Annotated in this window: 12 protein-coding genes; 4 read left to right on the top strand and 8 right to left on the bottom strand. The window is 67.0% G+C overall.

The features are described from left to right. Positions 1-184 precede the first annotated feature (184 nt). The 6 genes from J2852_RS23365 to J2852_RS23340 form a co-directional block, all read right to left on the bottom strand. Positions 185-1,270 carry an alpha-hydroxy acid oxidase gene (locus J2852_RS23365; RefSeq protein WP_209880388.1) on the bottom strand — a complete coding sequence of 362 codons (1,086 nt, stop codon included), beginning with the start codon at positions 1,268-1,270 and terminating at the stop codon, positions 185-187. Then, positions 1,267-1,947, bottom strand: coding sequence for a tetratricopeptide repeat protein (locus J2852_RS23360; RefSeq protein WP_209880386.1), 681 nt, complete (start codon positions 1,945-1,947; stop codon positions 1,267-1,269). The genes J2852_RS23365 and J2852_RS23360 overlap by 4 nt, the downstream gene beginning before the upstream one ends. Then, a complete protein-coding gene (locus J2852_RS23355; protein WP_209880384.1) occupies positions 1,947-2,633 on the bottom strand; it encodes a Fe2+-dependent dioxygenase in 687 nt (228 codons plus the stop codon). Before J2852_RS23355 ends, J2852_RS23360 begins: the two co-directional genes overlap by 1 nt. A gap of 193 nt (positions 2,634-2,826) precedes the next feature. Continuing rightward, positions 2,827-5,127 carry a TonB-dependent receptor gene (locus tag J2852_RS23350; protein WP_209880382.1) on the bottom strand — a complete coding sequence of 767 codons (2,301 nt, stop codon included), beginning with the start codon at positions 5,125-5,127 and terminating at the stop codon, positions 2,827-2,829. 352 nt (positions 5,128-5,479) lie between these two features. Next, positions 5,480-6,949 carry a glycosyl transferase family protein gene (locus J2852_RS23345; protein ID WP_246499931.1) on the bottom strand — a complete coding sequence of 490 codons (1,470 nt, stop codon included), beginning with the start codon at positions 6,947-6,949 and terminating at the stop codon, positions 5,480-5,482. A gap of 128 nt (positions 6,950-7,077) precedes the next feature. Beyond that, complete coding sequence (locus tag J2852_RS23340; protein WP_209880379.1) at positions 7,078-7,515, bottom strand: EamA family transporter; 438 nt, start codon at positions 7,513-7,515, stop codon at positions 7,078-7,080. Between the two features lie 389 nt (positions 7,516-7,904). Between J2852_RS23340 and J2852_RS23335 the strand changes: the two genes are divergently transcribed. From J2852_RS23335 to J2852_RS23320, 4 genes are all read left to right on the top strand, one after another. Further along, positions 7,905-8,861, top strand: coding sequence for a siderophore ABC transporter substrate-binding protein (locus J2852_RS23335; RefSeq protein WP_209880377.1), 957 nt, complete (start codon positions 7,905-7,907; stop codon positions 8,859-8,861). A gap of 43 nt (positions 8,862-8,904) precedes the next feature. Then, positions 8,905-9,864 (top strand): ABC transporter permease, encoded by a 960-nt coding sequence (locus J2852_RS23330; protein WP_209880375.1) that lies wholly within the window; start codon positions 8,905-8,907, stop codon positions 9,862-9,864. A gap of 70 nt (positions 9,865-9,934) precedes the next feature. Then, a complete protein-coding gene (locus tag J2852_RS23325) occupies positions 9,935-10,837 on the top strand; it encodes an iron chelate uptake ABC transporter family permease subunit (RefSeq protein ID WP_343206806.1) in 903 nt (300 codons plus the stop codon). Next, positions 10,834-11,592, top strand: coding sequence for an iron ABC transporter ATP-binding protein (locus tag J2852_RS23320; RefSeq protein WP_209880372.1), 759 nt, complete (start codon positions 10,834-10,836; stop codon positions 11,590-11,592). The genes J2852_RS23325 and J2852_RS23320 overlap by 4 nt, the downstream gene beginning before the upstream one ends. Before the next feature lie 269 nt (positions 11,593-11,861). Here J2852_RS23320 and J2852_RS23315 read toward each other — a convergent pair whose 3' ends face one another. Both J2852_RS23315 and J2852_RS23310 read right to left on the bottom strand, forming a co-directional pair. Then, positions 11,862-12,719 (bottom strand): class III extradiol dioxygenase family protein, encoded by an 858-nt coding sequence (locus tag J2852_RS23315; RefSeq protein WP_209880370.1) that lies wholly within the window; start codon positions 12,717-12,719, stop codon positions 11,862-11,864. Between the two features lies 1 nt (position 12,720). Next, on the bottom strand, positions 12,721-13,083 hold the full coding sequence (locus tag J2852_RS23310; protein WP_209880368.1) for a protocatechuate 4,5-dioxygenase subunit alpha: 363 nt from the start codon (positions 13,081-13,083) through the stop codon (positions 12,721-12,723). Between the last annotated feature and the right edge of the window lie 34 nt (positions 13,084-13,117).

Genomic DNA, 13,117 nt, shown 5'->3' with positions numbered 1-13,117 from the left:
GGGCTGGCGAACAAGAGCGTTCGCCAGTCCTTTCGGCCATCCGCTGCGGCCATCGAACGGAAAGCCGCCCAGGCGATATGACCGACAGGCCTCGATTGTCCGGCAGGAGTTGCACGGGCACCGTCCAGCCCACGATGGCCGGGCGGAAGGGAACCGGGCCCAAAGTCGCCGGGACGATGCCCCGTTATTCCGGTTTCGTTGCAATCACCGAGCGGTCGATGTCGGAAAGACGCGCCCGCCCGGTGAGCGCCATGGCGACCTCCAGTTCGGTCTGCAGAAGGGTCAGCATGTGAGCGACGCCGGCGAGGCCGCCGACGGCCAGCGCATGCAGCACCGGCTGGCCCACCAGAACGGCGTCGGCGCCGAGTGCGATGGCCTTCAGGATGTCGGTGCCCCGGCGGATACCGCCGTCCATCAGCACCGGCAAGCGGCGGGCAGCCTTCGCGGCCACCGCCGGCAAGGCGTCGATGGTCGCGGGCAGCGTGTCGAGCGTCCGGCCGCCATGATTGGAGACGATGATGCCCCCGGCGCCGGCCGCGATGGCGGGCTCGACGTCGTCGGGATTGAGGATGCCCTTGAGCAGGATGGGCAGCGGCGTCTGCCCGCAGAGCCAGCCCACCGTCTCCCAGGTGGGGGCGCGGTGGAGCATGCCCTGGAAGACCGGGCTGCCCGGCCGCGCCGGGACGAATATGTCGGGCGCGAGACCGGCGAGGTTGACCGGGGCGATGTCGGCGGGCAGGCGGAAGCCGGCGCGCTGTTCCATGTTGCGCATGCCGTTCACCGGCGCATCGACCGTCAGGACCAGCGCCTTGCAGCCGGCATCCTCCGCCCGCCGCACCAGGGTCAGCGTGTCCTCCCGGCTCGGCCGGGTGTAGAGCTGGAACCACAGCGGCGCGGCCGCCCGCGCGGCGATCTCGTCCAGGCGGACGCTGGCCTGGGTGCTGACGGTCATCCAGCTTCGGGTCAGGCCGGCGGCCTCCACCGTGGCCAGCTCGCCGTCGGGATGGACCAGCCTGTGGTAGGCCATGGGCGCCAGGATGATCGGGTAATCCAGCACCTCCCCGAACAGCTCCGACCGGGCGGTGGCCTGGGACAAATCCCGCAGCACGCGCGGCATCAGGCGCAGGCGGTCGAAGGCCTCGCGGTTGGCCCGCTGGGTGATCCCGTCAGCCCCGGCCCCGGCGATATAGGCGCGGATGGCCGGATCGGCGCGGTCGTTGAAGTGGCGCTCGTAGTCGAACAGCGACACGGTGTCGGGCGGAACGTTCATGGACGGTCTTCCTGCCGGGGCGCCGGTTCGGCCAGCGCCGAGGCTTGGCGGGCCAGGGCCTGGAGTTGCGGGTCGGGATGCGGCGCCAAGGCGGCGGCCATACTGTGGAAGAAGTCCGGAAAACCGCTGTCGAGCGCGAGCCGGAACCAGCGCAGCGCCTCGTCGCGCCGGCCGTCGAGCAGCAGCGTGCGGGCGAAGTTGAAGCGGCCCCAGCAGTCGCCGCCCTCGGCCGCCGCCTTGAAGAAGGCGCGCGCGCCGGCGTCATCCACCGGCACGGCGCGCCCGCTCTCATGGAACAGCCCCAGCATGTTCAGCGCTTTCACGTTGCCCTTGGATGCGGAGGCGGCGTAGAGGCAGTAGGCGGCCTCATCGTCGGGGGGAACGCCGACGCCACGGCAATGCAGGTCGGCCAGATTGAACAGCGCCCAGGCGTCGCCGAGGTCGGCGGCCTTGCGGTAGTGGGCGGCCGCTTGGCGGGGGTCGGCAGGGACGCCCCAACCGTGTTCGTGGCAGCGCCCCAGCATGTTGATGGCGCGGGCGTCGCCGCTGCGCGCGGCGCTGCGGAACCAGGCGACGGCCTGCTCCCCCTCGTCGCGGTCGAGGCAGGACTGGCCGAGCGCCAGCTGGGTGTCGGTGATGCTCAGGCCCGGAGAGGAGGCTTGCGCGCCGGCCGCCATCACACCTCCGCCCAGCGGCGCAGCAGGTTGTGGTAGTGGCTGACCAGCGACAGCACGGCGTGATGGCTGTCGCCCAGTTTCTGCCGCAGATCGATGATCGCCATGTCGAGGTCGTAGAGCATGGCGCGCTGCCAATCGTCCCGGACCATCGACTGGGTGAAGAAGAAGGACGCCCAGCGGGAGCCGCGCGTCACCGGGCTGACCTGATGCAGGCTGCTGGACGGATAGACCACGGCGTGCCCGGCCGGCAGCTTGACCGTGCGGGTGCCGTAGGTGTCCTCCACCACCAGTTCGCCGCCGTCGTAATCGTCAGGGTCGCTGAGGAAGATGGTGGTCGAAACGTCGGTCCGCATGCGCATGCCGCCGGTGCCGGGGATGGCGCGGATGCTGTTGTCGACGTGATAGCCGTAGGTCATCGACCGGTCGTACCGGTTGAACATGGGCGGCAGAACCCGCAACGGCAGGACGGCCGAATTGAAGGCCGGGCTGCGGGCCAGCGCGCGGAGGATGACGACGCCAAGTTCCCGAGCGGTATCGCTTTCCTCCGGAATTTGCAGGTTGTGCTTGGTCCCGGCCGCCTGATCGCCTGCGGTGACGCGCCCGTCCACCCAGGGCGAGGCTTCCAGCACCGCCCGGCACTGCGCGACCTCGTCGGCGGTGAGAATATCAGGGATCTGCAGGAGCACGGCGCGTTTCCTCGTACAAAGAACCGGGCCGCCCATGGTGGGCGGCCCGCAAATCGGAACCCGACGATCATACGGCCGGCGCATGAATGGTTCATGTTCGGCCGGCCGTATGCCCCTCTCGCACTTTGCTGCGCAAAGTGCTGTCGGGTTCCAACCGAAGGCGTTTGATGGAAGCCATCAAACGCCTTCGGTATCAGAAGGTCAGGCCCGTCGTCAGCATGAAGGTCCGCCCGGAAGAGGGGACCGCGCGAACGGCGTTGAACGCCGAGCTGTAGTTGCGGTGGTCGGTCAGGTTGTAGCCGTTCAGCGCCACGAAGACGTTGCGGTATTCGTAGGACACCAGCGCATCCGCCGAGAAGGTCACGGGGACGCGGGCGGTGTTGGCGCTGTCCGACCAGTATTCCGACGCGACGTGCATGCCGCCACCGACCGTGAACTTGCCGGGGGTGCCGGCGTCGAACTCGTAGGTCGTCCACAGGCTGGCGTTGTGCGTCGGCACGTTCGGCGCCTCATTGCCGACCACGCCCGGGTTGCCGCGGGAATCCGTCACCTTGCCGCTGAGGTAGGCGTAGTTGGTGTAGACGCTCCAGCCTTCCGTCAGCTTGCCGCTGACGCTGGCCTCGAAGCCGCGGACGCGGATGCCGAGGCCGGCTTCGGAGAAGCCGTCCGTGACGGTGCCGGTGGCGGGGTCCACCGTGTAGGTGTTGCTCTTTTCCGCTTGGAAGATCGCGCCGCTGACGCCCAGGCGGCCATTCAGGAAATCGGCCTTGCCGCCGATCTCGTAGAGGTCGGTCTGTTCCGGATCGAAGCTGCGGGCACCGTTCGGCGTCTCCGCCGTGCCGTTGGTGACCGCCGCGGCGATGTCGGTGCCGACCGGCTTGTAGGAACGCGAGTAGGAGGCGTAGACCGACGAGTCCGTGGTCGGCTCATAGATCAGGCTGACCGACGGGCTCCAGGTGCGGTCGGTCGCCGTGCCGCCGGCGATCGACGGGTCGGCCGCGCTGAAGCTGGTGCGGAAATAGTCCCAGCGCAGGCCGCCCTGGACCGACAGCTGGTCGAACAGCCACATGCGGTCGGTCACGAACAGGCCGGTGTTGGCCACGCTGGCCTCGCGGCCGCCGGTTGCCGGATAGCGGATGGCCGCGTTGGGAGCGTAGCTGTGGGTCGGCGTGCGGATGGTCTGGGTGTTGGTGCGGTTGACCCAGCTGCCGGATTCGCGGTTGTCGCGCTGGTAGCTGACGTCGAGGCCGCCGTTCAGCGAGTGGCGCAGGCCGAACAGCTCGCCGTTGACCTTGGCGCCGGCGACGTTCTGCACGCCCCAGCCCTGCTGCTTGTAGGCCATGCCGCCGCCGGCGCCGTAGCTGATCACCGGGTTGCCGCCGGCCAGGAACTGGTTGGCGGCGGCGCCGGTGAGGCCCGCCGGGTTGGTGGCGGCGAAGTTGCGCTCGTAATGGCTGAAGCGGCTGTCGTTGTAGAGCGACAGGTTCTTGTTCACCTCATGCGCCAGGGTCGAGGTGAGGATGTGGTTTTTCGTGTCGTCGCGGTCCAGGTTGCGGATGTAGGAGGTCGAGCGGTCCAGGCCGTATTCCCCCGCCGGGCGGAAGATGCCGTCGCGGCCCTGCACCATCGGCTGGCCCATGTCGGGCTTCTTGTTGCCCTTCAGGAAGGCGTAGTTCAGGTGCCAGGTGGTCGGCGTGCCCAGGCCCAGGCCCAGGTCGGCGGCGATGCCACGGCGGTCGGCTTCCGCCTCGTCGCGGTCGGCAATCTCCTGGTCGTGGTAGAGGCCGTTCACCCGCAGGGCCGCGGTGTCGCTGAGTGGCTGGTTGACGTCCACCGTGGCACGGTAGGTCGGGCCGCTGCCGAACGACAGGTCCACCTGCGCCTTGGGGTTCAGCGAGGCCTTCTTGGTGCCCTGGTTGATGACGCCGCCGGAGTTGCCGACGCCGAAACCGTTGCCCGACGGGCCCTTGAAGACCTGAACCGTTTCGGTGTTGAAGGTGTCGTGGGTGTAGACGCCGAAATCCTTCAGGCCGTCGGTGTAGATGTCGCCGCGGGCGGTCAGGCCGCGGATGCGGAACTGGTCGCCGTTCTGGCCGCCGTTGCCCTCACCGGTCGAGATGGTGATGCCGGGCACATTGCGCAGCGTCTGTTCCAGCGAGGTGGCGCGCTGCTGCTCGATGATTTCCTGCGGGACGACGTTGACGACGCGCGGGGTGTCCTTGACGGTCTCGGGCAGGCGGGACACGCCGGTGGGCGCGGCGTTGACGTTGCCGGTGGCCTGCGGCGCGGCGGCGTCGACCTTGATCGAATCGAGCTGGAGGGCGTCCCCGGACGAGCTCTGCGGAGTCGGACCGGTCCCCGGAGCGCCCGTTCCCGTGCCGGCCGTCTGCGCATCGGCCGTCGCCGGCAGGGCGAAGGTCATGGCCAGGCTGGCCGTGGCGGCCGCGCCGGCCAGAAGGGGTCTCAGTCCGTTGGGGGACGTGGTGTGTCGCATCAAGCTCTCCCGAAATGCGCCGATGGATTTGGACGATCACTGAGGCGCCTTCTACCAATGGGATAGCTCATCGCGACAAGGCCTGTAATTCAGAATCATTCTAAATTGCAATATCGAGCGATGACCGGGGCGAGTGGAGCCATGCTTCTTTTCGCAAACGGCGCGTGGCGCCCCACTTGGCGTCCGGCATCGGCCGAGCCCGTAAGGCGTTACAATTTTCTTTTTGGAATCAGCTTGTTAAGAGCGCTGGCCGCGAGATTACCAGCTGTGCCAGGAGCGTGCGTCGCTGTGCCGACCCCGGCTGTGTTGCCGAAAGATCGCGTTAATAAGAATTATTCTCATTTGCTAGGGTTCAGCGGGGCCGCCGGTGCTTCCACAGTTCCTCGGCCTGGGCCATCGCTTCGTCGAAACCGATGCCAGCGTTGCCGGGCAGCGAGAACAGGGCGAAGGCCGCCGTGCCGACAATAATCCGTGTGGCCCGGGCATCGCGCATCGCACCGGTCCATACCCCCTGCCAATAGTCCAGATTGGTGCCGCGCGGGCGCGGGGTGGCGGGCGGTTCGCCGATGCGGGCGGGAAGGGCGAGGTCGCTCGGCTCGCCATCGATCAGGCGGTGGATGGTGGCCGGGCGGAAAGGCGTGTACTGGGCGACGTCGCGCACGCTGCCCAGAACGGCTATGTGGGACCAGCCCAGGAGGCGCGCGGTGTCGCGGTGGAGTTCGCGGTGGGATGGCTTGGTCACCCCAAGCAGACTGGTCCGGCCGCCGGCCGGCCTCAACAGGTGGACCGCCTCCAGCGCCGCGTTGCGGAACTGGGTCACCCGGTGCAGGCCGATCAGCCGGTGGATCTGCGGTGCGAGCGCGGTCAGCGGCACATAGGCGATCCGTTCCGTCGCCAAGGCGGTGTCGATGTCGTCCGTGGTCGAGCAGACGGGAATGCCGAGCGCGGCGGCGACCACCTCGTACCGGCCGGAAGCCGCACCGCTTCCGGTGTTGCCGTGCAGCAGGACGCGGTGCCCGGCCTGCGCGATCAGCCGGGCGGCATGAAAGAACCAGGGTGGGTTGTGGTAGTTGGGCGAGGTGAAGCAGGGCCAATCCACATCGGCGTGAATCGTCCGGCCCAGCCGGCCCGCGACATGCGTCTGCATCGCCCGCACAAAGCCCGCAAGCTCCGGTGCCGTCGCCCCACGCACGCGCATCATGCCGAACAGAGCGCCGGTCTGGACCGGGTCCGCCTCTCCGGCCAGGACGATGCCCATCGCCTCTTCCGCTTCCTCGGCGGTCAGCGGACGGCCATGGCCGCCACCGGCGATTCCGAGCACGCCGATATGCCGGGCCAGCCGGTCATGCGGGCAATTGCTCTGCCCGACCCGCTCAAGGTTGGTGATCACCTCCGCCGGGGAAGGCTGTCCGTCCAGTAGGTTGGCCGGCCGGGTGACAAGCGGCGGAACGGGTATGCCGGACGGAACGTTCCAGCCCGGATCGAAGGGCGCCTCGGCCGGCGGGCTGACGACCGTCGGCTCGAACAGGTCATCGATGGCTGCCGCCAGCGCCTGCACCTTCGGCCGCAGCGCCTCGGCGAAGGGTGTGGGGACAAGGCCGCTGCCGGAGCGAACGAACAGGGGATCGCCGAACTCCTCCCGCATCTGTCCGAGCAGGCGGCTGAGCGCCGAGGTCTGCATCTCCAGATGCTTGGCCGCCAGCGTGACGTTCCGTTTCGAAAGCAGGGCATCAAGGGCGACGATCATGCGCCCGCGCGTCAGCTTGTCGCTTACCCGCCGGGATTCGGGCCGGTCCAAGGGTACGGAGGAATGATCGTTCATGATGCCCATCGGCTGCCCCAAAAGTCCTGCGGAACCGGTGTGGTCCGGCCGTGATGTCAACCTTCCGATAATGATACGCATTCGCGTTGCGGTGCAAGAAGCTGGGCCAAGCTCTTGGCCGCAGAGGCTTACTTGAACGCCAGCAGGATCACGCCAGCGGCGATGAGGACGACGCCAAGCCAGTTCGGTCCCGACAGCTTCTCGCCCAGGAAGAGGACGCCGAACAGGGCGACCAGCACGACGCTCAGCTTGTCAACCGGGGCGACCTGCGATGCGGGCCCCAGCTTCAGCGCGCGGAAATAGCACAGCCAGGATGCGCCGGTGGCAAGGCCGGACAGGACGAGGAACAGCCAGGTCTTGCCGGAAACGGCCGACGGCGAGAAGGACTGGCCCGACGCCACGACGATGCCGATCAGCAATGGAAAGATGACGGCGGTCCGGATCAGCGTCGCCATGTCGGAACTGACGCCTTCGACGCCGACCTTGGCGAAGACGGCGGTCAGCGCCGCGAAGCACGCCGACAACAGCGCCCACAGCATCCAGGACGGCAGCAGGCTATCGGTCATTCCCTTGATTTCCCTTGAGTTTCCCGCACCATCCACGGCAAGGGGTCGGCAACGGCAAGGCACGGATCCTGCAATAAAAGTGAAGCTCCCAACAGCCCATTCTGGATCGCGCCCTTCCGTTGGAGAGCGCAAGCTTCGGCATGGCCGCCATGCCGGGCGCATCATGGCCGGAAGTTCTAAAATTTTTGCAAATGAGAATGAGTGGCGTTAGCATATTTCATCGGATCGGTCCGTGGGGGCGTGTCGATCCGGTTTCCTGGCGCGGGCTGCCTTGCGCCGCGACGACGGCGGCGTCCATCGACGCCCGACCACCCAGCGTACTCTTGGCCGGCGTACTCATGGCCGGCGCACTCTTGCCCGACCTAATCTTTATAGCCTTGGGAGTTGTGATGACCATCGTGACACGCCGCAGAGACCTGTTGACGGCGGGTTTGGCGATCGGGGTTTCCGGCTTGGCGCCCTTCCTGATGCCCCGGATGGCCTTCGGCCAGACCGCATCCGCCCCCGGCACCGTGCGCCACGCCCGTGGCGAGACGACGCTGCCGAAGGCGGTGAACAAGGTCCTGTGCTACGACATGGCATCCCTCGACACGCTCGATGCGCTGGGCGTTCCGGTCGCCGGCGTGCCGACCGGGCTGAAGCCCGCCTATCTCGCCAAGTACAACGGTTCCGGCCATGCCAAGATCGGCACACTGTTCGAGCCGGATTACGAGGCGGTGAACGCGGTCCAGCCCGACCTGATCATCGTCAGCGGCCGGGCCGCTCCGAAATACGCCGACCTGTCCGCCATTGCCCCCACCATCGACCTGACGGTAAAGACCGACCGTTTCATCGACAGCGCGCTGGAAAACGCCGACACGCTGGGCCGCATCTTCGGCAAGAGCGCCGAGGTGAAGGCCCGCGCCGACAAGCTGCGCGCCTCGATCGCCGAGGTAAAGGCGGTCGCGGCAAGTGCGGGGAAGGGCCTGCTGATCCTGACCACCGGCGGCAAGATGAGCGCCTATGGTCCGGGATCGCGCTTCGGGATGCTCCACACCGAATACGGCGTCGCGCCGGCGGTGGAGAAGCTCGACACCTCCAACCACGGGCAGGCCATCAATTTCGAGTTCATCCTGCAGACCAACCCCGACTGGCTGTTCGTGATCGACCGCGATTCCGCCATCGGGCGCGAGGGGCATTCGGCCCGGCAACTGCTGGACAACGACATCGTGCGCCGGACCGCCGCCTCGCAGAAGGGGCAGATCGTCTATCTGAACTCGGCCAACTGGTACCTGATCGGCGGCGGTCTGACCGCCATGCAGCAGGACGCCGACGGCATCAAGGCGGCGCTGACGAGAAAGGCGTGACGATGCCCGCCTCGGTTATCGCCGCAGGCTGCGGATTGCCGGCATGAGGGGACTTGTCCTGGCTGCCGCCGGCGTCATCGCGCTGGCGGCGGTCAGCCTGTTCGTCGGCGTCAGCGACGTCACGATCGGCGCCTTGCTGGGAAGCGCAACGGACGAGGCGACGCAGGTCCTCCTGGTCAGCCGTGTTCCGCGCACGCTCGCCCTGGTTCTGGCCGGGGCGGGAATGGCGGTGTCCGGCTTGATCCTGCAGATGCTCGCCCGCAACAAGTTCGTGGAGCCGACCACCGCCGGCACCGCGGAATCGGCGGTGTTCGGCATGCTGATGGTGACGCTGCTGGCGCCGGAAACGCCGATGCTGGGCCGCATGCTGGTGGCGGGCGCCTGCGCGCTGGCCGGCACTGCGCTGTTCCTGGGCATCCTGCGGCAGATGCCGTTGCGCTCGCCGCTGATCGTGCCGCTGGTCGGCCTCATGCTGGGCGCGGTCATCACTGCCTCGACCGAGTTCATCGCCTACCGCGCCGACCTGATGCAGTCGGTGCGCGCGTGGGAAACCGGCGATTTTTCCGGCGTGCTGCGCGGACGGTACGAACTGCTGTGGATCGGCGCGGCATTGACGGCGATCGCCTACGTCGCGGCCGACCGCTTCACCGTCGCCGGGCTGGGGGAGGATTTCGCCACCAACCTGGGCCTCAACCACCGGCGCGTGGTGTCGCTGGGGCTGGTCATCGTGTCGCTGGTGACGGCGGCGGTGATCGCGACCTGCGGCATGATCCCCTTCCTGGGCCTGATCGTGCCCAACCTGATCAGCCTGATGCGGGGCGACAACATGCGCCAGTCGCTGCCCTGGGTGGCGCTGCTGGGCGCCGGGCTGGTGCTGGCCTGCGACATCGCCGGGCGCCTGATGATCCGCCCCTACGAGATTCCCATCGGCACGACCATGGGCATCGTCGGCAGCGCGATCTTCCTGTATCTGCTGTTGCGGAAGAACACCCATGCCGCCTAATCGCCGTACCATCGCTCCAAGGGTGATACCCCCGGCTGTCCTGCTTGCCGGTCTGGGCGGATTGACGGTGGTGTCCATCGTCCTGTTTCTGACGCTGGGGGCGCGGGGCAACTGGAGTTTCATCCTGGCCTTCCGCGGGACCAAGGTCGCGGCGATGGTGCTGGTCGGCTACGCCATCGCCGTGTCCACCGTGCTGTTCCAGACCATCACCAACAACCGGATTCTGACCCCGTCGATCATGGGGTTCGATTTCCTCTACCGCCTGATCCAGACGGTTCTGGTGTTCCAGCTCGGCTCCGCCGCCGTGGCGGCGTTCGATCCGCGCCTGCGTTTCGGGATCGAGGTCGGGGCGATGGTGGCCTTTTCCTGGCTGCTCTACCGCTGGCTGTTTTCCGGAAGCGTGCGCGGGCTGCATCTGCTGATGCTGGTCGGCATCGTCTTCGGCGTGCTGTTCCGCAGCGTCGCCAACTTCCTGCAACGGGTGATCGACCCCAACGAGTTCCTGGTGGTGCAGGACCGGCTGTTCGCCAGCTTCAACCGGGTGGACGGTCAACTGCTGGCCGTGTCGGCGCTGGTCGTGCTGGCGGTATCGGTGGTGGTGTGGCGCAAGACCGCCGTGCTGGACGTGCTGGCGCTGGGGCGGGAGGCGGCGATCAACCTGGGCGTCGATCACCGGCGCGAGGTGATGCGGGTGCTGGTGATGGTGTCGGTGCTGGTCGCCGTCTCCACGGCTCTGGTCGGACCGGTCACCTTCTTCGGGCTGCTGGTCGCCAACCTCGCCTATCTTCTGGTCGACACGCACCGGCACCGGCTGATCCTGCCGGTCGCGGCGCTGATTGCCATCCTGGTGCTGATGAGCGGCCAGCTCGTCCTGGAACGGCTGCTGGGCTTTAACGGGGCGCTGAGCATCGTCATCGAGTTCCTGGGCGGCATCGTCTTCCTGATCATCCTTGTGCGGAGAGCGGCCCGATGATCGAGGTCCGGAACATCAGCCGATCCTATGGCGACACCCTGGTCGTGGACAACGTGTCGATCACCCTGCCGGCGGGCGGCGTGATCTCGCTGATCGGGGCGAACGGGGCCGGGAAATCGACCCTGCTGTCGATCATCAGCCGCCTTCTGCCGATGTCGGCCGGTACGGTGACGGTGGAGGGGATGGACGTGATGACGACGCCCGGCGACGTGCTGGCGCGGCGCCTGTCGATCCTGCGCCAGGACAACCAGATGACCGCGCGCCTGACCGTGCGCGACCTGATCGCCTTCGGCCGCTATCCGCACAGCAAGGGCCGCCTTACGGTGGAGGATCAGGGCTATGTCGAGCGGGTGATCCGTTATCTGGAGTTGGAGGCGGTCGCCCACCGCTTCTTGGACGAGCTGTCCGGCGGCCAGCGCCAGCGCGCCTTCATCGCCATGGTGCTGTGCCAGGACACCGAGTACATCCTGCTGGACGAGCCGCTGAACAACCTGGACGTCAAGCACGCCGTGGCGATGATGAAGCTGTTCCGCCGCACCGCCGACGAATTCCGCAAGACCGTCATCCTGGTGCTGCACGACATCAACTTCGCCTCCTGCTATTCGGACCGGATCGTGGCGATGCGCAACGGCCGCATCGCCTACGAAGGTCCGCCGGAGGAAATCATCACCCCCCACGTGATCCGCGATGTCTACGGGGTGGATGCCGACATCCACGAGATCGACGGGAAGCGGATGGCGCTTTATTTCCGTTGATCCGGTTGTCCCAAGCGCACCGTCATGTCGGCGGCGGAGCGTTGCCGAAGGTCGGATACAGGGGCACCATAACGATGCCCCCGACCGCCGTCATGCTGCCTACGCCCCGTCTTTCGCCACCATGCGGCCACCCAAGGTCCGCTTCAGGCGGTCGGATGTGCGGCAAATCGCCCTTGTGGCCGGCCACGTCGAACGGCACCGCCAAGCCGAGATCGGTCAGGGTCAGGGAGCCCCGGCCGACCAGGGTCGCGGCACCGTCCGTGCACTCTCTACAAACCAGCGTTTTCAAGAAGAAGGAGGCCGGCAGCGGTGTTGGAGATCGGGATGTGGTAGTTGCTGTGCAGCTTCCGTACCTTGCCGTCCAGGGCGCCGCGCATTGCCAGCCATAGGATGAATTCGGCCCCTTGCGCGCCGGCCTCGCGGACCAGATCGTGGATCGAAAGGTCGGTCAGGCTGTCCGCCTGATCAACGATCCGCTCCAGGCACATCAGGTCGAACTCCTTGTTGATGAAGCCTGCCCGCTCGCCGTCCAGCTGGTGCGACAGGCCGCCGGTGCCGACCACCACGACCTTGAGATCCTCGGGGAAGGAGGCGACGGCACGCCCGATCGCCTGACCCAGCTTGTAGCACCGCTTGGGGCTGGGCAGGGGGTGCTGCACCGTGTTGATGCACACCGGGATCGTCTTGATCTGCTTGGCCGGCTCGGTCTTCACGCGGTCGGGCCAGAGCAGGGAGATCGGCACGGCGAAGCCGTGATCGACCAGCATCTCCTGGCAGCTCGTAATATCGAACTCCTCGGCCACGAGGCTCTCGATCAGGTGCCAGGACAGGTCCGGCGCACCCTGGAACGGTGGCAGCGGCTTCAGGCCCCAGCCCTCGTCGGCGTTCTCGTATCGCGGGGCGGCGCCGATCGAAAAGGTCGGCATCTTGTCGAGGAAGAAGTTGAGGCCGTGATCGTTGTAGATCACGATCGCCACGTCGGGCTGCACCTCGTTCAGCCAGTCGCGGACCGGCGGATAGCTGTCGAAGAACGGCTTCCAGTACGGATCTTCGAACAGTTCCTTCGTGATCGCGTTGCCGATGGCGGGAATGTGCGAGGTGGTGATGCCTCCGACGATCCGGGCCATGTCAGTTCCTCCCCGCATCCACCAGTTTCGCCTTGAACTCTTCGACGCTCATGCCGGTCTGCTGGGCGCCGACGTCCTGGACCGTCAGCCCGAAGATGCCGGCCAGCTTCGCCAGGTAATAGATGTTGCCGCCGGCCGCGATCATCCGCAGGACGTTGCGGCTGCGCACCGCTTCCTTGTGCTCCTCGGTGAGGCCGTACTTTTCCAGATAGGCGTCCTCGTCATGCAGAAAGGCGTCGCGGTTGGCCTTCTCGTTGAAGGAAAAGCACATTTTGTTGAGCGGGTAGCCCTTCATCGCCATCCGGCCGTCGAAGATGGTCGTGCCGGGGATTGAGGGCTGTTCGGTAGGGGCGGGATGGGGCATGGAATCCTCCTCGGGGTCTTTATTTTTGTCTCTA

The organism is Azospirillum soli, from assembly GCF_017876165.1.
Taxonomy (GTDB): Bacteria; Pseudomonadota; Alphaproteobacteria; order Azospirillales; family Azospirillaceae; genus Azospirillum; species Azospirillum soli.
This window is presented reverse-complemented; position numbering and strand designations above follow the sequence as displayed.

Coding starts and splice junctions, on each gene's coding strand:
- J2852_RS23365 (WP_209880388.1), bottom strand. CDS start 1,270: ATGAACGTTCCGCCCGACACCGTGTCGCTGTTCGACTACGAGCGCCAC.
- J2852_RS23360 (WP_209880386.1), bottom strand. CDS start 1,947: ATGGCGGCCGGCGCGCAAGCCTCCTCTCCGGGCCTGAGCATCACCGAC.
- J2852_RS23350 (WP_209880382.1), bottom strand. CDS start 5,127: ATGCGACACACCACGTCCCCCAACGGACTGAGACCCCTTCTGGCCGGC.
- J2852_RS23345 (WP_246499931.1), bottom strand. CDS start 6,949: ATGAACGATCATTCCTCCGTACCCTTGGACCGGCCCGAATCCCGGCGG.
- J2852_RS23340 (WP_209880379.1), bottom strand. CDS start 7,515: ATGACCGATAGCCTGCTGCCGTCCTGGATGCTGTGGGCGCTGTTGTCG.
- J2852_RS23335 (WP_209880377.1), top strand. CDS start 7,905: ATGACCATCGTGACACGCCGCAGAGACCTGTTGACGGCGGGTTTGGCG.
- J2852_RS23330 (WP_209880375.1), top strand. CDS start 8,905: ATGAGGGGACTTGTCCTGGCTGCCGCCGGCGTCATCGCGCTGGCGGCG.
- J2852_RS23320 (WP_209880372.1), top strand. CDS start 10,834: ATGATCGAGGTCCGGAACATCAGCCGATCCTATGGCGACACCCTGGTC.
- J2852_RS23315 (WP_209880370.1), bottom strand. CDS start 12,719: ATGGCCCGGATCGTCGGAGGCATCACCACCTCGCACATTCCCGCCATC.
- J2852_RS23310 (WP_209880368.1), bottom strand. CDS start 13,083: ATGCCCCATCCCGCCCCTACCGAACAGCCCTCAATCCCCGGCACGACC.